The sequence below is a fragment of the Streptomyces sp. NPDC023157 genome, from assembly GCF_055560575.1.
In genome coordinates this window covers 126,603-147,823 of record NZ_JBVHIL010000002.1, presented here as the reverse complement: position 1 = coordinate 147,823, position 21,221 = coordinate 126,603, and the positions used below count along the sequence as shown (strand labels likewise).

The 21,221-nt window shown below is 70.6% G+C and carries 17 protein-coding genes and 2 pseudogenes; 12 read left to right on the top strand and 7 right to left on the bottom strand.

The window, feature by feature from the left end; translation table 11 throughout:
• The first annotated feature begins 1 nt into the window (after position 1).
• Genes hypB through hypE form a run of 5 tightly spaced genes read left to right on the top strand, consistent with a single transcriptional unit; the run spans position 2 to position 5,818 of the window.
• Positions 2-697, top strand: coding sequence for a hydrogenase nickel incorporation protein HypB (gene hypB, locus ACZ3ZE_RS06405; protein ID WP_361170976.1), 696 nt, complete (start codon positions 2-4; stop codon positions 695-697).
• The gene (hypF, locus tag ACZ3ZE_RS06400) at positions 694-3,222 is read left to right on the top strand and encodes a carbamoyltransferase HypF (RefSeq protein WP_467257693.1); all 2,529 of its coding nucleotides are present in this window, start codon (positions 694-696) and stop codon (positions 3,220-3,222) included. The genes hypB and hypF overlap by 4 nt, the downstream gene beginning before the upstream one ends.
• A gap of 10 nt (positions 3,223-3,232) precedes the next feature.
• Entirely contained in the window at positions 3,233-3,556 is a 324-nt protein-coding gene (locus ACZ3ZE_RS06395; RefSeq protein ID WP_467257691.1) for a HypC/HybG/HupF family hydrogenase formation chaperone, read from the top strand.
• On the top strand, positions 3,553-4,728 hold the full coding sequence (hypD, locus tag ACZ3ZE_RS06390; RefSeq protein WP_361631212.1) for a hydrogenase formation protein HypD: 1,176 nt from the start codon (positions 3,553-3,555) through the stop codon (positions 4,726-4,728). The genes ACZ3ZE_RS06395 and hypD overlap by 4 nt, the downstream gene beginning before the upstream one ends.
• A 49-nt stretch (positions 4,729-4,777) precedes the next feature.
• Entirely contained in the window at positions 4,778-5,818 is a 1,041-nt protein-coding gene (gene hypE, locus ACZ3ZE_RS06385; protein WP_467258535.1) for a hydrogenase expression/formation protein HypE, read from the top strand.
• 63 nt (positions 5,819-5,881) lie between these two features.
• Here the strand turns inward: hypE and ACZ3ZE_RS06380 are convergent, their stop codons facing one another.
• On the bottom strand, positions 5,882-6,439 hold the full coding sequence (locus ACZ3ZE_RS06380; protein ID WP_467257688.1) for a hypothetical protein: 558 nt from the start codon (positions 6,437-6,439) through the stop codon (positions 5,882-5,884).
• Between the two features lie 202 nt (positions 6,440-6,641).
• Between ACZ3ZE_RS06380 and ACZ3ZE_RS06375 the strand changes: the two genes are divergently transcribed.
• Entirely contained in the window at positions 6,642-9,020 is a 2,379-nt protein-coding gene (locus ACZ3ZE_RS06375; RefSeq protein ID WP_467257686.1) for a hypothetical protein, read from the top strand.
• 122 nt (positions 9,021-9,142) lie between these two features.
• On the opposite strand, the gene ACZ3ZE_RS06370 is transcribed toward ACZ3ZE_RS06375, so the two are convergent.
• Together ACZ3ZE_RS06370 and ACZ3ZE_RS06365 are read right to left on the bottom strand one after the other, a co-directional pair.
• On the bottom strand, positions 9,143-11,035 hold the full coding sequence (locus ACZ3ZE_RS06370; RefSeq protein ID WP_467257683.1) for an ATP-binding cassette domain-containing protein: 1,893 nt from the start codon (positions 11,033-11,035) through the stop codon (positions 9,143-9,145).
• A 283-nt stretch (positions 11,036-11,318) separates the two neighbouring features.
• Positions 11,319-11,642, bottom strand: a complete 324-nt coding sequence (locus ACZ3ZE_RS06365; RefSeq protein WP_361625715.1) for a hypothetical protein — start codon at positions 11,640-11,642, stop codon at positions 11,319-11,321.
• Between ACZ3ZE_RS06365 and ACZ3ZE_RS06360 the strand changes: the two are divergent.
• The 3 genes and pseudogenes from ACZ3ZE_RS06360 to ACZ3ZE_RS06350 all read left to right on the top strand — a co-directional run.
• Positions 11,530-11,852: pseudogene (locus ACZ3ZE_RS06360) on the top strand (transposase); the annotation flags it as partial. The gene ACZ3ZE_RS06365 and the pseudogene ACZ3ZE_RS06360 sit on opposite strands and share 113 nt — an antisense overlap.
• 26 nt (positions 11,853-11,878) lie before the next feature.
• The gene (locus ACZ3ZE_RS06355) at positions 11,879-12,862 is read left to right on the top strand and encodes a GNAT family N-acetyltransferase (RefSeq protein WP_467257681.1); all 984 of its coding nucleotides are present in this window, start codon (positions 11,879-11,881) and stop codon (positions 12,860-12,862) included.
• Between the two features lie 55 nt (positions 12,863-12,917).
• Positions 12,918-13,013 (top strand): annotated as a pseudogene (locus ACZ3ZE_RS06350) (IS5/IS1182 family transposase); the annotation flags it as partial.
• 14 nt (positions 13,014-13,027) lie between these two features.
• Here the strand turns inward: ACZ3ZE_RS06350 and ACZ3ZE_RS06345 are convergent.
• Positions 13,028-14,167, bottom strand: coding sequence for a helix-turn-helix domain-containing protein (locus ACZ3ZE_RS06345; protein ID WP_361171000.1), 1,140 nt, complete (start codon positions 14,165-14,167; stop codon positions 13,028-13,030).
• Between the two features lie 86 nt (positions 14,168-14,253).
• On the opposite strand from ACZ3ZE_RS06345, the gene ACZ3ZE_RS06340 reads away from it, so the two are divergent.
• Positions 14,254-15,309 carry a ferredoxin reductase gene (locus ACZ3ZE_RS06340; protein ID WP_361625709.1) on the top strand — a complete coding sequence of 352 codons (1,056 nt, stop codon included), beginning with the start codon at positions 14,254-14,256 and terminating at the stop codon, positions 15,307-15,309.
• 7 nt (positions 15,310-15,316) lie between these two features.
• Complete coding sequence (locus tag ACZ3ZE_RS06335; protein WP_361171006.1) at positions 15,317-16,435, top strand: fatty acid desaturase family protein; 1,119 nt, start codon at positions 15,317-15,319, stop codon at positions 16,433-16,435.
• Positions 16,436-16,548: 113 nt separating this feature from the next.
• Here the strand turns inward: ACZ3ZE_RS06335 and ACZ3ZE_RS06330 are convergent, their stop codons facing one another.
• The 3 genes from ACZ3ZE_RS06330 to ACZ3ZE_RS06320 form a co-directional block, all read right to left on the bottom strand.
• Positions 16,549-16,914: a hypothetical protein gene (locus ACZ3ZE_RS06330; RefSeq protein ID WP_361171009.1), complete on the bottom strand. Its 366-nt coding sequence runs from the start codon at positions 16,912-16,914 to the stop codon at positions 16,549-16,551.
• Positions 16,915-17,098: 184 nt separating this feature from the next.
• A complete protein-coding gene (locus ACZ3ZE_RS06325; protein ID WP_467257678.1) occupies positions 17,099-18,247 on the bottom strand; it encodes a PP2C family protein-serine/threonine phosphatase in 1,149 nt (382 codons plus the stop codon).
• Positions 18,248-18,415: 168 nt separating this feature from the next.
• Positions 18,416-18,742, bottom strand: a complete 327-nt coding sequence (locus ACZ3ZE_RS06320) for an SCO0607 family lipoprotein (protein ID WP_361625742.1) — start codon at positions 18,740-18,742, stop codon at positions 18,416-18,418.
• Between the two features lie 371 nt (positions 18,743-19,113).
• Here ACZ3ZE_RS06320 and ACZ3ZE_RS06315 point away from each other — a divergent pair, with 371 nt between their 5' ends.
• The gene (locus tag ACZ3ZE_RS06315; RefSeq protein WP_467257675.1) at positions 19,114-21,213 is read left to right on the top strand and encodes an ATP-binding SpoIIE family protein phosphatase; all 2,100 of its coding nucleotides are present in this window, start codon (positions 19,114-19,116) and stop codon (positions 21,211-21,213) included.
• The last annotated feature ends 8 nt before the right edge of the window (positions 21,214-21,221 follow it).

Below are 21,221 nucleotides of genomic sequence, written 5' to 3'. Positions count from 1 at the left end.
CATGTGCCGAGCCGTCGATCTCCAGCGCGCCGTCCTCGCCAAGAACGATGCCGCGGCACACATCCTGCGCACCGAGCTGAGCGCCCGCGGCACCACCGTGATCAACCTGCTGTCCAGCCCCGGCAGCGGGAAGACCGCCCTGCTGGAGCGCGAACTGCGCCTCGCCGGCGAACGGGGCGTCAGCACCGCCGCGCTCACCGCCGACCTGGCCACCGAGAACGACGCCCGCCGACTGGCCCGCTCGGGCGTTCCCGTCAAGCAGGTGCTCACCGACGGCCTCTGCCACCTGGAGGCCGACATGGTCGCCCGGCACCTGCACGACTGGCTGCCCGAGTCCGTCCGGCTGCTGTTCGTCGAGAACGTCGGCAACCTCGTCTGCCCCGCCGGCTACGACCTGGGGGAATCCCTCCGTGTCGTGCTCGCCTCGGTCACCGAGGGGGAGGACAAGCCGCTCAAGTACCCCACCGCGTTCGGCCTCGCCCAACTGGTGATCGTCACCAAGACCGACATGGCCGAGGCCGCGGATTTCGACGAGACGGCCTTCCGCGCCAACGTGCAGCAGGTCAACCCCGGTGTCGAGGTCGTCCTCAGCTCGGTGCGCGACGGCCAGGGAGCCGGCGCGCTGCTCGACCGGGCCCTCGCGACGGCCGAGGGGAACCGCGTCCACACCCCGGCGATGGCCCGGGCCGACGCGTGACCACGGCGCGGCCCGGACCCGCCCCCGCCACGGCCCCACGGCGCAGCCGCGTGGTCGTCCGCGGTGTCGTGCAGGGCGTGGGCTTCCGGCCCTTCGTCTACGCCCTCGCCACCGGACTGCGCCTGTCCGGCCACGTCACCAACACGCCGGACGGCGTCGTCGCGGAGGTCGAGGGGGACCCCGCGGACGTCGCGTCCTTCTGCGCCCGCCTCACGCCCGACGCCCCGCCCCTGGCCCGGGTGGAATCGGTCGAGACGGCCGAGGTGACCGCGAGCGGCGGCAGCGGATTCACGATCGTGCCCTCGCACCAGGGCGGCGCCGTCCGCACCCTCGTCCCGCCGGACACCGCCACCTGCGACGACTGCCTCGCGGAGCTCGCGGATCCGGCCGACCGGCGGTACCTGCATCCCTTCATCACGTGCACCAACTGCGGCCCCCGGTTCACGATCGTCACGGGACTGCCCTACGACCGGGCCGACACCACCATGGGCGGCTTCCCGATGTGCCCGGACTGCGCCCGGGAGTACGCGGACCCGGCCGACCGGCGCTTCCACGCGCAGCCCATCGCCTGCCCCCGCTGCGGGCCCCGACTGCGGCTGGTCACGGCGCCGGGCGGTCCCGCTCACTTCGGCACCGGTCCCGCTCACTTCGGCACCGGTCCGGCCTCCTTCGGCACCGGTCCCGACTCATTCGGTACCGGTCCGGCGGTCGGCTCCGGTCCGGCACTCGACCCCGACCGGGTCGATCCCGGTGCCGACCCGGTCGCCGCCGCGCGCGGGATGCTCTCCTCCGGCGCGATCCTCGCCGTCAAAGGACTCGGCGGCTACCACCTGGCCTGCGACGCGACGAACCCCGACGCGGTGGCCGAACTGCGCCGCCGCAAGGCGCGCGGTGACAAACCGTTCGCGATGATGGCCGCGGACCTCGTCGACATCGAGCCGCTCGTGCACCTCGGCCCGCTCGAACGTGAACTGCTCATCGGCGGCGTCCGGCCCGTCGTCCTGCTGCGCCGCCGCGACGACGCCCGGCCGCGGCACGGGGCCGCGCCGGCGCGGGCGGTGGCGCCGGGCAGCCCTGACTTCGGCTTCATGCTCCCGTACACCCCGGTGCACCATCTCCTCCTCGGCCTCGGCCTCGGCGGGGCGGACCGGGCAGGGCCCCGGCTGTTGGTGATGACCAGCGGCAATCTCGCGGGCGAGCCCATCGTCACGGACGACGCGGAGGCACTGACCAGGCTCGCCGGTCTGGCGGACGCCTGGCTGCTGCACGACCGGCCCATCCACGTGCCCTGCGACGACTCCGTCGTCCGCGTCTGCGACGGCGAACAGCTGACGCTGCGCCGTTCCCGGGGCTGTGCGCCGCTGCCGGTCGCGCTGCCCGTCGAGGTCGCCCCCGCCCTCGCCGTCGGAGGGGACCTGAAGAACGCCTTCTGCCTGGGCGACGGACGCCAGGCCTGGCTCTCCGCCCACATCGGCGACATGGACGACCTCGCCACCCAGCTCGCCCTCACCTCCGCCGAGCGGCACCTGGAGTCCGTCACGGGCGTACGGCCCGGACTGCTCGCCGCCGACCGACACCCCGCCTACCGGTCGACCCGCTGGGCCGGCGAACACGCGGCGGGACGGCCCGTCGTCCCCGTACAACACCACCACGCGCACGTCGCGGCGGCGATGGCCGAGAACGGTCTCGACGGCACGCGCCCCGTGATCGGGGTGGCCTTCGACGGCACCGGCTACGGTCTCGACGGCGCCGTGTGGGGCGGTGAGTTCCTGCTCGCGGACTACGCCGGGTTCGAGCGGTTCGCCCACCTGGCTTACGTACCCCTGCCCGGCGGTGACGCGGCCGTACGACGGCCCTACCGCATGGCCCTGTCCCACCTGCGGGCCGCGGGCCTCGCCGCCGACCGCGCCCTGCCCTGCACGCGAGCCTGCCCACCCGAAGAACTTCCGCTATTGGAAAGGCAGTTGGAGCGAGAGCTGAACTGCGTGCCCACGTCCAGCATGGGGCGCCTCTTCGACGCCGTCTCCTCCCTCGCGGGGGTCTGCCAGCACGCGGGATACGAGGCGCAGGCCGCGATCGAGCTGGAGGCCGCGGCCCTGCGCGCACCCGCCGTGGCCGAGGACGGACGCTACGCCTTCCGGCTCGGCCCGCCGCGGACCGGCGCCCCGCTCACCGCCGACCCCGCACCCCTTCTGACGGCGGTGGTCGCCGACGTGCTGGACGGGACCCCCGCGGCCGTCGTCGCGGCGCGGTTCCACCGCGCCGTGGCCCGGCTGGTGCGGGTGGTCTGCGCCGCTGCCCGCGGCGAGACCGGCGTGGAGACCGTCGCCCTGACCGGGGGAGTGTTCGCCAACACGGTGCTCTCCTCGGCCTGCGCCGAAGGACTGCGGAAGGACGGCTTCACCGTCCTGCGCCACCGCCGGATCCCGCCGAACGACGGCGGTCTGGCTCTCGGCCAGCTCGTCGTGGCCGCCCGGATGACGGGCGGGGCGGCCCCCGGCACGTCACGACGCGAGCGAGAGTGAGGAGACACCCATGTGCCTGGCGGTACCCGGAAAAGTGCTGGACGTCGAGGACCGGGACGGCACCCGGATGGCCACGGTCGACTTTGGCGGCGTGGTCAAGGAGGTGTGCCTGGAGTACCTGCCGGACCTGAAGCCCGGTGAGTACGCCATCGTGCACGTGGGCTTCGCCCTCCAGAAGCTCGACGAGGAGTCGGCCAAGCGGACCCTGGAACTGTTCGAGACCCTCGGCCTGCTCCAGGAGGAGTTCGGGGACCCGTGGGAGGCCGCCGAGGCCGAGGCCGCGGGAATCGAGTGGCAGACGCAGGACGAGGTCCACGGAGAGGTGCGGCCGTGAAGTACATCGACGAGTTCCAGAACCCGGAGCTGGCAGGCCGGCTGCTCGACGGGATCCGCGCGACGGTGACGCGCCCCTGGGCCCTGATGGAAGTCTGCGGCGGCCAGACCCACAGCATCATCCGGCACGGCATCGACCAGCTCCTGCCGCCCGAGATCGAGCTGATCCACGGCCCGGGCTGTCCGGTCTGCGTCACCCCGCTGGAGATGATCGACAAGGCCCTGGAGATCGCTTCCCGGCCAGGGGTGATCTTCTGCTCCTTCGGCGACATGCTCCGCGTCCCCGGCACGGGTCGCGACCTGTTCCAGGTCCGCGGGCAAGGCGGAGACGTCAGGGTGGTCTACTCCCCGCTGGACGCGCTGCGGATCGCCGAGCAGAACCCGGACCGGGAGGTGGTCTTCTTCGGCATCGGCTTCGAGACCACGGCGCCGCCCAACGCCATGACGGTCCATCAGGCACGCAAGCGGAACATCCGTAACTTCAGCCTGCTCGTGTCCCACGTCCGCGTCCCCCCGGCGATCGACGCGATCATGCGGTCCCCCGACTGCCGCGTCCAGGGCTTCCTCGCCGCCGGCCACGTCTGCAGCGTGATGGGCACGGCCGAGTACCCGGAGCTCGCGCGACGCCACCGGGTGCCGATCGTGGTGACCGGATTCGAGCCGCTGGACATCCTGGAAGGCGTACGCAGGACCGTGCTCCAGCTGGAGCGGGGCGAGCACAGGGTAGAGAACGCCTATCAGCGCGCCGTGACGTCCGAGGGCAATCCGGCGGCACAGGCGATGCTGAGCGATGTCTTCGAGATCACCGACCGGGCCTGGCGCGGCATCGGCGTCATCCCGGACAGCGGCTGGCGCCTGTCCGAGCGCTACCGCGACCACGACGCCGAGCACCGCTTCTCCGTCGAGGGGATCGACACCCGCGAACCCGCCGAGTGCCGCAGCGGCGAAGTCCTCCAGGGCCTGCTGAAGCCGAACGAATGCGAGGCGTTCGGCACCACCTGCACGCCCCGCTCCCCGCTCGGCGCCACCATGGTGTCCAGCGAGGGCGCCTGCGCCGCCTACTACCTCTACCGGCGGCTCGACGCGGGAACCCCAGGACAGAGGCCCCCCGCGCCGGCCTCCGGCACCCCGTCCCCGGTCACCGCTCCTCTGGAGGTCAGCCCCCTTGCCTGACACCGTCAGCACCACCCCGGCGGCCGACGCCGCACAGCCGGCACCCGACATGCTCGCCTGGACCTGCCCTGCGCCCCTGCGCGACCGGCCACGCATCGTCATGGGCCACGGCGGCGGAGGAGTACTGTCCGCCGAGCTGATCGAGCACGTCTTCGCGCCCGCCTACGGCGGACCGGCCCTCGCACACACCGCCGACGCGGCCGAGATCCGGATCGGCGGCGCCCGCCTGGCGTTCTCCACGGACTCCTTCGTGGTGCGCCCCCTGTTCTTCCCCGGCGGCAGCATCGGCGACCTCGCCGTCAACGGCACCGTGAACGACCTCGCCATGAGCGGAGCCCGGGCGAGCCACCTCTCCTGCGGGTTCATCCTGGAGGAAGGCGTCGAGACCGACGTGGTCGCCCGCGTCGCGCAGGCCCTCGGTGCGGCGGCACGCGTGGCCGGCGTTCAGGTCGTCACCGGTGACACCAAGGTCGTGGAGGCCGGTCACGGCGACGGCGTCTACATCAACACCTCGGGGATCGGGCTGATCCCCGACGGAGTCGACCTGCGCCCGCAACGGGTGGTGCCCGGAGACGTGGTGATCGTCAGCGGCCCGATCGGCATGCACGGCGTGGCGATCATGAGCGTGCGGGAGGGCCTCGAATTCGGTGTCGAGATCACCAGCGACTGCGCACCGCTCGGCGGCCTCGTCGAGGCGATGCTCGCCGTCACGCGGGACCTGCACGTACTGCGCGACCCCACGCGCGGAGGCCTCGGCGCCTCGCTGAACGAGATCGCGGCGGCGTCGGGCACGGGCGTCGTCATCCAGGAGCGCGCCGTCCCGGTCCCCGAAGCGGTCGGCAACGCCTGCGCGGTGCTCGGACTCGACCCCATGTACGTGGCGAACGAGGGCAAGCTCGTGGCCTTCGTCCCGCGTGACCACGCCGACGCGGTACTGGCCGCGATGCGCGCCCACCCCATGGGCGCCGAAGCGGCGGTGATCGGCGAGGCGGTCGAGACCCACCCGGGCATGGTGGTGGCTCGTACCGGACTGGGCGGTACCCGCGTCGTGGACATGCCGCTCGGAGAGCAGCTGCCACGGATCTGCTGAGTTCGGGCACAAGCGGGTATCGACCCATCCGGCATGGCCTGGCGCCCGCACTGCGGGCGCCAGTCAGTCGTCGTGCTCCTCGTCCTCCTCGTCCTCCTCGTCTTCGTCGTCTTCGTCGTCTTCGTCGTACCAGCCTTCGATCATGCCGACGAGCCGTTCGTCGACCGGGTTGTCGAACTCGTCCTCGGTGGCGAGGAGTCGGCGCAGCGTGTTCAGGGGGTACCAGTGTTCGCCGGGCTTGGCGTCGGGTGCGCCGACGCACGGGGTGTCCAGGTACGCAGGGTCCGGGACCGCCGGGTAGAACGCCGGGAGCAGACCGAAGGTGACGTCCGGTTCGAATCTCCACACCCAGCCCTCGCGCCGCCGGCGCAGGGTCTCGCCGATGTACCACACGGCACCCTGGACGAAGGGGGAGCGGCGCTGTGCGGTGATCTCGTCCGACTCGGTGAATGTCTCCTTGACCAGGTCCTCCAAGACGTCGAGGGAGGCGTCGGAGAAGTCGAACCTGTCGACGCCGCCGGCCTCCCGAGCCCAGCTCTCGAAGGCGGCCTCGCGTTCGGTGAGCCAGCCCAGGAGGTCGGGGTGGCGGGTGGAGTCGTAGTCGGAGGGGGGTGTGGTCATGGCCAGAACCTACCGAACCGCGCCGTCACCCGCGCAGGATCTTCGCGGAGTCATCACACGACGCGTCAACAACCCCTTGTACGTGGGGTGTTGACGGACCCTAGTGTGGTGGGTCGGCAGGAGTGGGCACGATACGGGGGCCCCTTGTCCGGCCTGCCCTCGCAGTCTTGAGTCCCGTGGCCCCCACGACCAGGGACACTACGTGAGCACACCTATACGACAGCGCCTGAAGAGGCGCCTATCTGCCGCGCTGGCGGTCGTTTCCTCGGCGGCGGTGCTGCTGGTCGGCCTGCCGTCCGTGGCGTCGGCCGCGCCCGGGGACTACGCGAAGATCACCGGCGGCAAGCGGTGCGATCAGATGCACCTGAAGAAGACCTTCCCGCGCACGCCGAACAACTCCGGTGCGCCGACGGGTGAGCAGCACTGGACGAAGTCCGGGCCCGACGAGGAGTACTACTACAACAACGCGTTCAAGGGATTCGAGAACGTTCCCGCGCCCACCGCGGCCGAACTGGGGCAGGTCACCGGCAGCCGCGCGGACATCGACAAGTGGGACGCGGCGTATGCGGCCTCCAAGGACCCGGAGGACATGCGCAAAGCGATCTACTCCCGCTACAAGCGGCATCGGAACGAGTCGAACAACCCCAAGCCGTTCGGCAGCTGGAAGGTCAACCTGATCAGCGCGCAGGTCAGCAAGCAGAAGGGGGGTGTGTTCGAGGTCAAGGCGGTTCAGGACTTCAACATGGTCGGCCCTGACTGGCTGTGCGAGGTCACGATCGAGATCTTCGACAAGGACGGCAAGAAGATCGCCTCCCGGCGGTACGACTCCTACAACCAGCGCACCGGTGACCTCGGGGAGTTCAAGTCCGACGGGAAGCGCAAGCCGGCGCAGCTCCGGGCCGACAGGATCATCCTGCGGCACAAGGACGCGAAGTACGACTTCACCCGGCACCGCCTGACGATGTTCACGTCGGAGAGGCCGAACGGGGCCACCCTCCGCGACTACAAGGCCGAGAACGACAAGCTGCGGTCGGAGCGGGGGACGGGGAACAACCCGATCCGGATCGCGGAGCGCCGGGCGACCGCGAAGGGCCTGTGGCCGCAGACGAAGTACACCAAGACGTACAACGTGTTCAACCCGCTGCCGAACCGCGGCACCCAGGGCCCGGGCGCCTCGATGGCCTATGGTTCGGGACAGAACCCGGCCCAGGCCCGGCAGTTGCAGAACCAGTACGTGGCGGACAACACCCGGTCCGCGCTCGGCCGGGGACCGGGCGGGGTGGACTTCTCCACTCTGGAGCTCCAGTACGTCGGCAACCCGGTCAAGGGCAAGGCGCTGGACTACTCCATGAAGGCCGACCTCATGCCCGATGAGGACGACAACCCGGGCTGGGGTGGACAGGCGAAGCTGGAACTCGCTTCCGATGCCCTCTTCACGTGGCTGGCGCTCACCCCGGACCGGCAGTGGGTGAACCTCAACCCCGACCAGCCCGACACCATCATGGACAAGGCGTTCGGTGAAACCGACGCCGGCCGTGTCCTCCTCGTGGCCGACATGGAGATGAAGCGGGACTTCTCCCGCGCCATGGACCCCAAGAAGTCCCCGGGCAAGGAGTTCATGGACGCCGCGCCCAAGGTCGACGGGGTGCCGTGCTGGGGCTCGGGACGCAACTGGATCGTTCCCGGCCGTGCGAAGGTCCGCGAGCAGGACGGCGGGATCTACATCCTCGACGCCCCGCTGGAGGTCAACCACGCGGCGATGGACTTCTCCACCCCCGTACCGGGAGAGGACTGCTCGAAGAAGCTCAGCAAGGAGGAGAAGGAGCGCAGCCACCGGCTGATCACCCAGTATCTCGTCCCGCACGTCGAGAAGCAGATCAACACCGACGCCAAGTACGCCGACCTGCGCCGCGTCTACAAGTCCCGCGTCGCGGCCGAATGGATCCGCCAGCAGGACGCGAAGAAGGCCACCGACTTCCGGTCCATCATCAACAGCAACAACCTGAAGCGGTGGCCGCTGCGCGGTGAGAACGCCCACTGGGACAAGCGGACCGTGTGGCGGGAGATGGTGAAGTCCTTCACCAAGGGCGACTTCACCTACGAATGGCCCCTCGGTGACGGCCGTATCTACACGTTCTTCGTCGGCGGCATCGACTTCGCGAAGGCCCCCAAGCGGAACATCACCGGCGTCGAGTTCACCGCCCAGCACCGTGAACTGCCCCGCGCGACGAAGGACTCCGTACGCACCGAGACCTCCGCCCGCGACAGCGACACCGCGTTCCTGGGCGGCAACGGCGCCGCCCTCACGGATGACGGCAAGCCCGACCCGAAGCCGACGCCGACCGACCCGACCGATCCGCCCACGTCGCCGGGCCCGGACCCGACCAAGCCCGGCAACGGTGACACCGGCGGCAGTGGGGGCGCGACGCCCCCGGCGAACCGGCCGGACCCGGACGGCGGCCTCGCCGACACCGGATCGGACACCCCGACCGGCCTGATCTCCGGCATCGCCGCGGCGATCGCCGCCACCGGCGCGGCCCTGGTGTGGTGGATGCGGCGCCGCCGCACCGTCCAGGAGTAGCCGGAACGAGCAGCACACACAGGAAGGGCCCCACCCCGGTTCGCCCCGGGGTGGGGCCCTGACCTCGTCGGTGGCAACGTTCGCGACCTCGGCCCGCCGTACGAAGCAGAGCCAGGCGACGGTCAGCGGTCCTGGGAGAGCGCGAGGAGTTCGGCGAAGGTGCCGCAGGCGTGGACGAGGTCGTCGTAGCGGCCCTGTTCGGTGATGCGGCCGTGTTCCATGACCACGACGTGGTCGGCGATCTTGGTGTTCTCCAGGCGGTGGGTGATGACGATGGTGATGCGATCGGCGGCGATGGCCTTGATCTGCTCGAAGATCTGGTGCTCGCCGCGCGGGTCCATCTGGGAGGTCGGCTCGTCCAGGATCAGCAGGCCGGGCCGGCGGTAGAGGGCTCGGGAGCAGGCGAGGCGCTGCCACTGCCCGCCGGAGAGTTCCGCGCCGCCGAAGATCTCACGCGCGAGGAGGGTGTCGAGGCCGGCGGGCAGGTCTTCGACGGCCTCGCGCATGCCGACGGCGTCGACGGCGTCCCACACGGGGGCGTCGTCGTGGGTGCGGGGCTGGCCGAGGGTCACGTTCTCGCGGACGCGCAGGGGCCATTGGGCGAAGATCTGGGGGACGAGGCCGGTTTGCCGCCAGAGGGTGGCCGGGTCGGTGTCGGCGAGGTCGGTGCCGTTCCAGGTGACGCGGCCCTTGTCGGCGAGGTAGATGCCGGTGATGAGGCGGGTGAGGGTCGACTTGCCGGAGCCGTTGACGCCGACGATCGCGAGGATCTCGCCGCGACGTAGGTTGAGGGACACGCCGTCGACGGCCGGGGTGTCCCTGCCGGGGTACTGGTAGGAGACCTCCTCCAGGCGGATCTCTTCCGGGTCATGGTCGACCGCGCTGGTCCCGCGTCGCGGGGCACGAGCCTCGGCGTCGTCGAGGAAGGTCTGCATGTCGTTCAGGTACAGGCTGGTGTGGAAGAGGGCGGCACCGTTGAGGATCACCTGGGAGAGCGCGGCGAGCGTGGTCTGCACGGCGACGACGGCCGTCGCGGCGAGTGCGACACCGATCTGTCCGGTGGCGGCGAGCCATGCCAGCGCACCCCACGTCGCGAGCAGGAAGGCGCCGGCGGCCACGGAGGAGACGAGGGAGATCCGCAGCGTGCGCGGGGCCGCGGCCAGGTTCCGCCGGTCGCAGCGGTCGGACAGGGAGCGGTGCCAGAACAGCAGGTAGTTGGTCATCGAGTTGGCACGGACCTCGTCGCCGTACTTGGGGTTCGTCGACCACCAGCGCATCATGCCGCGCACGTTGCGGTCGGCGATGTTCGCGTAGTGGATCTCGTAGTCGACACGGGCGGTGAGCACCGCGCCGACGCCTGCCGGGAGCACGGCGAGCACCAACAGTGGCAGCAGCAGCGGGTTGAGCACGCTGAGCGCGCCTGCGGCCGTGACCATTCTGACCAGCGCCGACAGGAACCGCTGCGCGTCGCTGACCATCACGTGGGTGCGGACCACGCCCATCTCCGCGGCTTCCTGGCGGTCGGAGAAGCCGTCCACGGCGTACGCCGACGCCTCGACGCGGCAGACCGCCGCGACCAGAGCGGTGTCCGCCTCGGTGGTGAGCCGCGGGGTGATGCGACGCTCGGCGTACGTGGCCACGGCGCCCGCCACCCGGGTCAGCGCGGCGGCGACGCCGGCTACGACCAGCGCCGGCACCGCCTCGTACAACCGGTCGGCCACGCTCCCCGCACCGAGGAGCGGACGCATCGCGCCGGCTGTCGCCGCCAGCAGCACCGCGGCCGCGGCACCGGTGACCGCAGGGCAGGCCAGGAGGAGCAGGACGGCCCGGTGGTCGATGCGCCACGACATGCCGATGATGCGGTGGAGCACCCTCGGGACCTGACCGCAGAGCTTGCGGAAGGAGGCCGCACCGAGGGGGTTCACGGAGTACTCCCCGGTGTACTGGATCTCCGCGGGCGGCGGGGGAGGAACCGTCCCGTCCCGCTGGAACTCGTGTGTGTCTGCTGCGCTCAACTGCGGTCCTCCATCACTGGCGTGCTTGACTTCCATGACGACATGGAGGTCAACGACACCGCCTCGATATCGAACACACGTGTTTGAGACGAGGCCTGAAGCCCGAGACTGAGCGCTCGGCGTCGCATGTAGGGCGCATGGACCCTTGTTCGGCCTGGAGCCCGAAGGATGCGCCCATGGCCGACATGCCGCGCTTCGATGCACAGGTGACGGGTGGGGTTTCGGGCCCCCGCCTTGGGCTGCAGCGGGCGGTCAGTCAATCGGGCGAGAGCTAAGCCGATCATCATCGGCCGGGACCGGGTGGTCCCACCCGCTCCTCGGGCTGCGGGTGCCGGACGAACCAGCGGGCGATCGGTTCCGCCGACACCCCGTGCAGGACCACGCTGAGCAGGACCGTCGCGGCGGTCACGTTCACCACGAAGTCCGCTTCTGCCTTGGGGAGTTGAATGTAGGCAAGGACCGCGAAGACAATGGAGGTCGGCGCAACCGTAAAGAAGGCCGTCCAGGACATCTGTAACGCCGAAGACCGCGAGCACGCGGCCAAAGCCATCGCCGCGTTCGCCAGACAGTACGGCGCGAAGGTCCCCAAGGCCGTCAGGAAGATCACCGATGACGAGGACGAACTCCTGGCCTTCTATGGCTTCCCCGCCGAGCACTGGATCCACCTGCGGACAACCCACCCGATCGAGTCGACCTTCGCGACCGTCCGGCTGCGGACCAAGGTGACCAAGGGGCCGGGTCCCGAGCGGCCGCACTTGCGATGGTGTGCAAGCTCGTCGAGTCCGCCCGGACCCATCAGGAACAGGGTGGCGGACCCGCCTCAAGGTTCGAGACCATCCGAACATGTCGGATGACACGTCAGGACAGGACCTCCCAGCCGGCTTCGGGTTCCGGCCGTATCGGGGAGTCGAGGACCACGGCCCCATGGCCGCGGTGCGGCTGGGATGTGTCGAACGGGACGGGGTCGACGCCCATTCGGTCGTGGAAGGGCTCCCGACAGCGGCCGAGATCGCCGAGACCTCTGGCAAGCTGGACGAGCCGTCCAAGAACCAGGTCCTGGTGGTGCGCGACGGGAGCGTCGTCGGCTACTCGACGATCCGGTGGTGGCAGGAGCGTGACGATACGTGGCTTTACCTGCACCGCGGTTACCTCATGCCCGAGCATCGCGACCAGGGCATCGGATCCGCCATGCTGGGCTGGGCCGAAGAGCGGATCCGCCGGCTCGTCGAAGACCATGGCACGGCGCGAACCGCAGTGCTCGGTGCGAACGCCATGGTCTCCGAGCAGGACGCCACCGCGCTTCTGCTGGCAGCCGGCTACCGACGTGTCTTCAGTCTGGTCGAGCTGGAGCTGGGCGATCTGCGGCAGTTGCCCGAGCCGGGCAGCGAACTCCCGGCCGGGATACGGACGGGGCCGATCGGGACCAGCCACTACCGTGCGGCCTGGAGGACGGTCGTCGATTCGTATGCGGACACCGGTTTCACTCAGAAATGGACCTTCCAGGACTTTGTCGACACCGCCGACCCGGCATGCTGGAGGGCTGCCTGGAGGGGGCAGGACATGCTCGGCGTGGCCCTCTGCTCCCTCTGCGGCCACGACCCCGCCGTGGGCGAGGTGGAAGAGCTGAGCGTCCGAACGGACCGGCGACGCCTCGGGATCGGCCGGATCCTGCTGCTGGAAGGGCTGCGAAGCCTTCGCGAGCGGGGTGCAACGACGGCCAGGCTGTACACGGGCACGGCAAATCCGCACCGATCCTACGATCTTTACGAGAGCGTGGGGTTCCGGAGACAGAACGAGTACGTCCGCTACCGCAAGCCGCTCGCTTGACCGTGTACGCCGACTGCTTCCTCGGAGCGTGTGCTGGCCGGCAGCCAACGTCGATGCCTACGAGGCGTATTCATCGCGAGCCATCCGGGGCCATCTGCGACGACGCGGAGTGCGGGCCGTGATCCCGCAGTCTGCCGACCGGATCGCCAACGGCCGAAGCGTGCGTCAGCTGACCCGAAGACCGACCGCCAGCGTCAGTTCGAGGACCCGGTGGGGCGACGCGAGATCCGGAAACAGCTCCCGCAGCTGCGTCATCCGGTATCGGACTGTCTGGGGATGGACGAACAACGCCGCCGCCACCTCGTCCCGCCTGCCCTGGTGCAGCAGCCACTCCCGCAGCGTCTCCTCCAGCCGCCGTGCGGTCGCGACAGGCAGGGTCCGCAACGGTGCGAGGGCTCGGGCACGCAGGTCTGCGAACGCGTCCACGTCGGCGCTCAGCACCAGCTCGGGCAGGTGGTCCTCGGTGTCGCGGATATCGGAGGAGAGGGAGCGGGCGCGTGCGGCTCGTGCGTACGAGGCGGACGCACGAGTCCATGGCCGGGCGGGGCCGACCACGGCGGTGCGGTCGGTCAGCTGCCGCAAGAGATGTGATCGGTCGGCATCGGGGACGAGCAGCACACCGGTGGTGTCCGGCAGATCGTCGAGGACGAGGGTGCTCGGGTCGAGCGCCCGGTAGGCGGGCCGGGCCTGGGCGGCGGGCAGCAGGACCGCGGTCAGCGAAACCGGAGGCTGCCACCCGGCCCGTTGAACAGAGGCCAGCAGCACGTCCGGGCTCGCGCCGGCGAGGAGGTCGCGGGCCAGGTGTTCCAGGTGGAGCTCGTGGGCCCTGCCCCGGGCGGCCAGTTCGTCGGCGTGGCCCGCGGCGCTCGCGGCGGAGAGCTCGTCGATGTAGGCGAAGGTCAGCTCGGCGAACTTGGCGACCTCCGCGGCGGGCAGACCTGCGGGTACGGCCCCCGCTGCCAGGCATCGCCAGGCCACGCGGGCGCCGACGCGGTAGGCGCTGAGCAGGGCGTCCATCGAACGGCCGTCGCGCACCTCGCCGCGGCCCAGCTCGTAGGCCGCGTCGCCGCCGTCGCCGCCCGTGGCGTTCCCGCTCGCGAGGTCCAGGTAGTGCCCCAGGGCGGTGCGAACGGCTCGGCGGATGGTGCCGCCCATGCGGCCGGAAAGGGCGTTGGCGTAGGGAGGGACCTCGTCGATGATCGCCTGGACGACCTCGTCGGCGGTGGTTTTCAGCGTGGCCCGAAGCGCGGTGACCGTCGTCTCATCCAGGGCCATTTCGGTGACCCTCCGGATTGGATGGCTCATATTTCATTCCCTGCGAACAATTCAGCCGACCAGATTTACATCCTGTGGTCAGGACTTTACGCCCTGAGGCACAGCAAGCTGGAGTCATGACGAGTGCAGCCCTCCGCAGCAGGGCCTGGAAACTGCTGGAGATGGTCACGACGCCGCTGCTGCCGTCGGACTACCTCGACCTGGTCAGCCCGCTGCGTGCGGGCGCCGACCTGCGGGGGCGCATCGAGGCCGTGCTCCCTGAGACGGATGACGCCGCGACTGTCGTGATCCGGCCGGGGCGGGGCTGGCGCGGCCACACAGCGGGTCAGTACGTGAGGATCGGCGTCGACGTCGACGGGGTACGCCTGTGGCGTGCCTACTCCCTCACCTCGCCGACGAACCGCCAGGACGGCCGCGTCACGATCACCGTGAAGGCGATCCCGGACGGCAAGGTCAGCAACCACCTGGTCCGCAGGGCGAAACCGGGCACGCTGATCCAGCTCGACCAGCCGTCCGGTGACTTCGTGCTGCCGGAGGCCAGGCCCGCCAAGGTGCTCTACCTGACGGCCGGCAGCGGCATCACGCCCGTGATGGGCATGCTGCGCGACACCGAGTTCGACGACGTCGTCATGGTCCACTGCGCGCCGCGGCCACAAGACGTGATCTTCCGCAGGGAACTGCACGACCTGGTCGCGGACAAGAAGCTGCGGCTCACCGAGGTGCACACCGACACGGACGGCAAGCTCGACATCGCCCGTCTCGACGAACTCGTGCCCGACTGGGCCGAGCGCGAGACCTGGGCCTGCGGGCCCGCCGGCCTGCTCGACGCCGCCGAGGAGCACTGGACCGAGCACGGCGTACTGGAGCGCCTGCACACCGAACGCTTCCGGCCCGGCATCGTCGTCGCCGGTGAAGGCGGCGAGGTCACGTTCAGCGCCACCGGCAAGACCGTCGGCGCGGACGGCGCCACGCCGTTGCTGGACGTAGGCGAGGAGGCCGGCGTGCTCATGCCGTCCGGGTGCCGCATGGGCATCTGCTTCGGCTGCGTCACGCCGCTCAAGGCGGGCGCCGTCCGCGACCTGCGCACCGGCGAGATCACCGAGGCCGAGCCGGGCGTCCTCATCCAGACCTGTGTGTCCGCCGCGGCGGGCCCCTGCGACATCGAACGGTAGGAGCACCTTGACCGCCATCGACCCCACCGCCCACCTGACCGCGGAGCAGATCGAGGAGCTCGGCCGCGAGCTGGACGCGATCCGCGATGAGGTGCTTGCCAACCGTGGCGAGAAGGACGCCGCCTACATCCGCAAGGTCATCTCGGCGCAGCGCAAGCTCGAGCTGGTCAGCAGGGGCGTGCTGCTGTTCTCGATCTTCCCGCCGGCGTGGCTGATCGGCACCGCCGGGCTGTCTGTGGCGAAGATCATGGACAACATGGAGATCGGCCACAACATCCTGCACGGCCAGTGGGACTGGATGCGGGACCCGAAGATCCACTCCACCACCTGGGAGTGGGATCACGTCTCGCCGTCCGAGCAGTGGAAGCACTCGCACAACGAGCTGCACCACACGTACACCAACGTGATCGGCAAGGACAACGACCTCGGCTACGGCATCATGCGCGTCGACGAGGACCAGAGGTGGCACCCGTTCCACCTCGGCCAGCCGCTGTGGAACTTCATCAACGCCTGCTTCTTCGAGTACGGCATCGCGGCGTACGACCTGGAGCTCGGCAAGAACCTGCACAAGCGCCGCCGCAAGGACCCGGAGTTCCGCGCGCGGGCCAAGGCCGTGGGCCGCAAGATCCGCAAGCAGGTGCTCAAGGACTACGTGATCCACCCGCTGCTGTCGGGCCCGTCGTTCCTCACCACGCTCGCCGCCACGTTCACCGCGAACCTGGTCCGCAACATCTGGTCCCACTCGGTGATCATGTGCGGGCACTTCCCCGAGGGCGTGCAGGTCTTCGAGCGCCGGTCGATCAAGGGCGAGACTCGCGGCCAGTGGTACCTGCGCCAGATGATGGGCTCGGCGAACATCAGCGGCAGCAGGGCCATGCACTTCATGACCGGCAACCTGTCGCACCAGATCGAGCACCACCTGTTCCCGGACCTGCCGAGCAACCGGTACGCCGAGGTCGCGGTGAAGGTGCGCGCACTGTTCGAAAAGTACGAGCTGGAGTACGTCACCGGGCCGCTGCCCAAGCAGGTGTTCTCCGCGTGGCACAAGGTCTTCCGCCTCTCGCTGCCGAACAAGAAGCCCAAGGTCAAGACGCCGGACCGCGAGCAGGAGCTCGTCGCGGCCTGATTCCCGGTACAGGTTCAGATCTTTCGGTCGGCACCCTGCTGGCACCACACAGCACCTGTGCGCCCGCCTCGCTCGATCCGCTCGCGAGGCGGGGCCGCTTTCGGAAGGTGTGATCAGGAGACGCGCTTGAGGGTCCAGGCGTTGTTGTTGAAACCGGAGTTGGGCCACGCGACGCAGGAGCTGGAGTAGTAGGAGCTGGTCTGGGTCCAGCCGGCCGGGTAGTACGTGGACCCGCAGGCCTGGACGACGGTGCCTATGGGCAGGCCGGTGAGCTGCTTGATCTGCTTGATGTTCGGGTCGAAGTTCTGGGTGCCGCAGCTGGCGCTGTAACCCCAGCTGACGTCGACGTAGCCGTTCGGGGTGGCGGTGCTCGCGCAGGTGGTCGTCACGTCACCGGGGGCCGCCTGGGCGGGCGCGGCGGCAAGGGCGACCGTCGCGGCGGCGGCGAGAACCATGATGGTGGTACGGAAACGGGTCACGGTGGGCTCCTTGGATCGGAAAACGATCAGCGGTAAATGACAGCCCGTTTCTACGGTGTGTCCGCGAACCGTAACAGTCTGTTTCCAGTCGCAGGGATCAGGCCATGACAGTGGCCGGTCCAGTCGAGAGCGCCCCTCGATGTCCGACCACGCCGGTCGCCAGGGCGAAGGCGGCCCGCCTCCGTTACCGGGCGGGTCCGGGCGGCGGAGGGACAGCTGCCAGGCGACGCACGGCGACGACGGCCGCGTCGTCGTCGAGGTGCCCGTGGACGTGGGCCAGCAGATCGTCCCGGAGATGGCGCAGCAGCTCGTCCGGGTCTTCCGTCGTCCACTGCGGCGCCCGTTCGGTGAAGGGGTAGAAGCGGCCGTCGGTGTCGCGTGCCTCGATGACGCCGTCGGTGTAGAGGAGCAGCAGGTCGCCGGCCTCGAAGGGGAAAGTCTGGACGGTGTAGTCGGCGATGCCGAATGTTCCGCCGAGGCCGATCGGAAGGTGGCTCGCTTCGGCCACGAGTGGGATGAGCCGGCTTCCGCGGAGGATGAGTGGCGGTGGGTGACCGCAGCTGATGAGGTGGACGACCGGGTCGTGGTCGGGGATGTCGAGCAGCACGGCGGTGGCGAAGTCCTCGGTGGCCTCCTGCTCGGTCGGTGATCGCCACTGACTGGCGTCCCAGCGAAACGCGGCGTCCAGGTGGACGGCGAGGCGGGGCAGGGTGGCCTGGCGATGGGCGGCTGCCCGGAAGGCACCGAGCAGCAGGGCGGTGTTGCTGATGGCGCCGAGGCCGCTGCCGCGCACATCGCCGAGGAGGAGCCGGGTGCTGTGGTGGGCGGTGCGCGCGGCCGCGTACAGATCGCCGCCCAGTTCGGCTTCCTCCTCGGCAGGGATGTACAGGCCGGCGATCCGCAACGGGCCGGAGCGTGCGGGCAGCGGCCGCAGGAGGACGCTTTGTGCTGCCTCGGCCACCGACCGCACCTGGTGCAGCTGCCGTTCGTGCCGGTCTCGCACCACGCAGACGATGACACAAACGGCCGAGACGACGATCAGCGCAGCGATCTGGGCTTGGATATTGGCGGTGTACAAGACCCCTCTGAGCACGCCGATCAGCACCTGGGCCGCTACCGCGAGAGCCCCGATCAGCGCCGTCATGCGCGCGCCCGCGAATGCCACCGTGATGGCGGGCGCTGCCACGAGCAGCGGACCGAGGTGGATGTGCGGCGGAGCCAGCACGTCCACCACACAGGCCGTGACGATCAGCCCGAGCGGGATCACAAGCAACGCGGGTGCGTGACCCGGCTCCGAGGAACGCCGGGCGTCCAACCATGCTCGAAAAGCCATACCTCCCAGCCTTCCACCTGCCTGCGCAAGGCGGGACGCGCCGCTCCGGGGACCGGGGCCCGCCGCTGTGCGAGACCGGACAGGACCCCAGGAGGGCCGGATCACCTGGCCCCGTGACTGCAGCCGCGGCGGCTGACAGGTGTGCCGGTCGGATCGGGTTTTCCCACGTCAGCCCGCGTCCGGGGCGTCGATGATCTTGCCGTCCTTGTCGAGCGTGTGGGTGTTCCAGTACACGTCCCACTGGTCGTCGACCTGCTGCGGCACCTTGCCCTCCGGGTATCGCACGAATCCCGCGGGGGGCTCCTGCTTGTCCGAGACGCAGGCGGACCCGGTCCCGCCCACGGACAGGACGGGGTACTCGCCGCTGCCGCAGATGTCCTCCCGGTACTCGATACCGGCACATCCGGTGAGGGCCACGACCGCGGCCGCGCTCACGAGGGCAGCAGCTATGAGACGGGTCTTTCCGGGGTGCGGGGCGGCGGCGGATCGGTTCATTCCTCGGGGCGTGTGCACGGTGGTCTCCCTTTCGCTTGGTCTGGCACCACTCTCGTCACCGGAGAGCTGCCGTGCCGTGAGTACGCGTACTCAGAGGTAGCCGGAGAGATGCTCAACAGGCCGCAGCCGAGGGGAGGATGCCGGTGTTGTCGGTACGTCGAGCGGCTGCGGACCCTGTCAGCGGGCTGCTGCCGCCCCACCGAGAGCCCGGGCCGTCACCCGGCCGGGGCTCTCGCCCCCCTGCTCGCGGTGGACGGCCGGCCGGGTGAGGAGCCGCTCGGGCGGCTCCGGCTCGCGGGCGTGGCGGCGGCGACGTAGACCTGAGGGAGGACCGTGCGTCCTCAGCGCGGCAGGGACAGGAGGTACCCCCGGTGGGTGACGCCGACACCGACGGCCGTACCGAGGGCTCGGACTCGGCCGTGCTGGAGGACCTGTTCACGCAGTCGCCGCTGGGCCTCTTCCTCTTCGACGAGCGGCTGCGCGTACGCCGGTACAACGCCACGCCCCGGGGCCTGCGCGGCATCGCGGCCGATCAGGTGGTCGGACGGACGTTCGGCGAGGTCGGCACGGGCTTCGACACGGCCGGGCTCGCCGTTCTCGCCGGGGAGACCCTGCGCACGGGCCGCTCGGTGCTCCGCCACCTCGTGAAGGGCAGGCCGACCGGCCTGCCGGAGCAGGACATGACGGTCTCCGTCTCCCTGTTCCGCGTGGACGAGGCCGCCGACGGGCGACCCGGGGTGGTCATGGCGGTCGAGGACGTCACCGAGCGCGAGGCGGCCCGCGCGCGCCTCGACCTGCTCCACGAGGCGCACCGTCGCGTCGGCACGACGCTCGACGCCATGACCACCGCCCGCGAACTCGCGGACGTGCTCGTGCCGGCCCTCGCCGACGCGGCGACCGTGCACATCCGGGACGTGGTGCTCCGCGGCGACCAGCGTCGGCCCGGCCCGGCGGACCCCGGCCCGCCCCTGCGCAGAGCGGCCTTCCTGGCCGGGCCAGGAGCCCGGGCCGGGGAGAGGGACGCGGTCCTGGAGACGCTTACCTTCGCCACTCCGTTCACCCGGGCCCTCGAGGACGGCACGCCGCGCCTGCTGGCCCGGCTGGACGACACCGGCGCCTGGCCCCCCGAGGTGTCCCAGCACGCACGGGCCCTCGCCGCCGCCGGGGTGCGCTCACTGATGAGCGTCCCCCTCGTCGTACCCGAGGGCGTCCTCGGTGTGCTCACGCTCTACCGCTGCGAGCGGCCCGGGCCGTACACGCGACAGGACCTCGACCTCGCGGCGCAGGTCGCCTCCCGGGCCGCGTTGGGCATCGACCACGCCTCCAGCTACACCCGGGAGCGGAAGACCGCCACCGCCCTCCAGAGGCATCTGCTGCCGAGCCGGACCCCGCGGCTGACGACGGTCGAGACGGCTCACCTGTACCTGCCCGTGACGGCCGGCGGGGCCTGGTTCGACGTGATCGAACTGTCCGGAGCCCGGGTGGGCCTCGTCGTCGGAGACGTCGTCGGACACGGCATCGAGGCCGCGGCCACCATGGGCCGGCTCCGCACCGCGCTGCGCACGCTGGCCTACCTCGACCTGGAACCGGACGAGGTGCTGACGCATCTCGACGAGATCGCCGCCCGGCTGGCCGGGGAGAGTGCCGACGGCGCGGGGGACGGGAACGACGGCGACGGCACCGGCGCGGCGGTCGCCACCTGCGCGTACGCGGTCTACGACCCGGCGACGCGCCGGCTCTCCCTCGCCTCGGCGGGCCACCCCACCCCCCTGCTCGCCCCGCCGACGGGGGAGCCCGTCGAGGCGGAGGCCGGTGTCGGCGCCCCGCTCGGCACCGCCCACGGCGCCTACGAGACGACCACGGTCGACCTCGACGACGGCACGGTCCTCTGCCTGTACACGGACGGACTGCTCGCGGGCCGTGACGACGCTCCCCGGACGCTGCGACGCGTACTGGCACACCAGGACCGCTCGCTGTCCGAAACAGTCGACGCGATCGCCCACGCCCTGGCCGACGAGCACGCCGAGGACGACGCCGTCCTGCTGCTGGCCGGCACCCACGGGCTGTCCGAAGACCAGGTCGCCCACTGGGACCTGCCGGCCGACCCCTCGGTGGTCTCCACCGCCCGGGCCCTCACCGAACGGCAACTGGCCGCCTGGGGGCTGGAGGAGGCGGCGTTCGAGACCGAGCTGATCGTCAGCGAACTGGTCACCAACGCCATCCGCTACGGAAAGGGGCCGGTGCGGCTCCGGCTCATCCGCGACCGGTACCTGACGTGCGAGGTCACCGACGGCAGCAGCACCTCGCCGCACATGCGCCGCGCCCGTGACACCGACGAGGGCGGGCGCGGTCTGTACCTCGTGATGAGCCTGAGCGACCGCTGGGGCACGCGCCACGCGGCCCGAGGCAAGACGGTCTGGTCGCAGCAGGCTCTTCCCGGTGGTTCGACCTCACCCGATATGCGGCGTTGAAGCGGTGA

Coding starts and splice junctions, on each gene's coding strand:
- ACZ3ZE_RS06325 (WP_467257678.1), bottom strand. CDS start 18,247: ATGGCTTTTCGAGCATGGTTGGACGCCCGGCGTTCCTCGGAGCCGGGT.
- ACZ3ZE_RS06345 (WP_361171000.1), bottom strand. CDS start 14,167: ATGAGCCATCCAATCCGGAGGGTCACCGAAATGGCCCTGGATGAGACG.
- ACZ3ZE_RS06395 (WP_467257691.1), top strand. CDS start 3,233: ATGTGCCTGGCGGTACCCGGAAAAGTGCTGGACGTCGAGGACCGGGAC.
- hypE (WP_467258535.1), top strand. CDS start 4,778: ATGCTCGCCTGGACCTGCCCTGCGCCCCTGCGCGACCGGCCACGCATC.
- ACZ3ZE_RS06320 (WP_361625742.1), bottom strand. CDS start 18,742: ATGAACCGATCCGCCGCCGCCCCGCACCCCGGAAAGACCCGTCTCATA.
- hypB (WP_361170976.1), top strand. CDS start 2: ATGTGCCGAGCCGTCGATCTCCAGCGCGCCGTCCTCGCCAAGAACGAT.
- ACZ3ZE_RS06340 (WP_361625709.1), top strand. CDS start 14,254: ATGACGAGTGCAGCCCTCCGCAGCAGGGCCTGGAAACTGCTGGAGATG.
- ACZ3ZE_RS06355 (WP_467257681.1), top strand. CDS start 11,879: ATGTCGGATGACACGTCAGGACAGGACCTCCCAGCCGGCTTCGGGTTC.
- ACZ3ZE_RS06380 (WP_467257688.1), bottom strand. CDS start 6,439: ATGACCACACCCCCCTCCGACTACGACTCCACCCGCCACCCCGACCTC.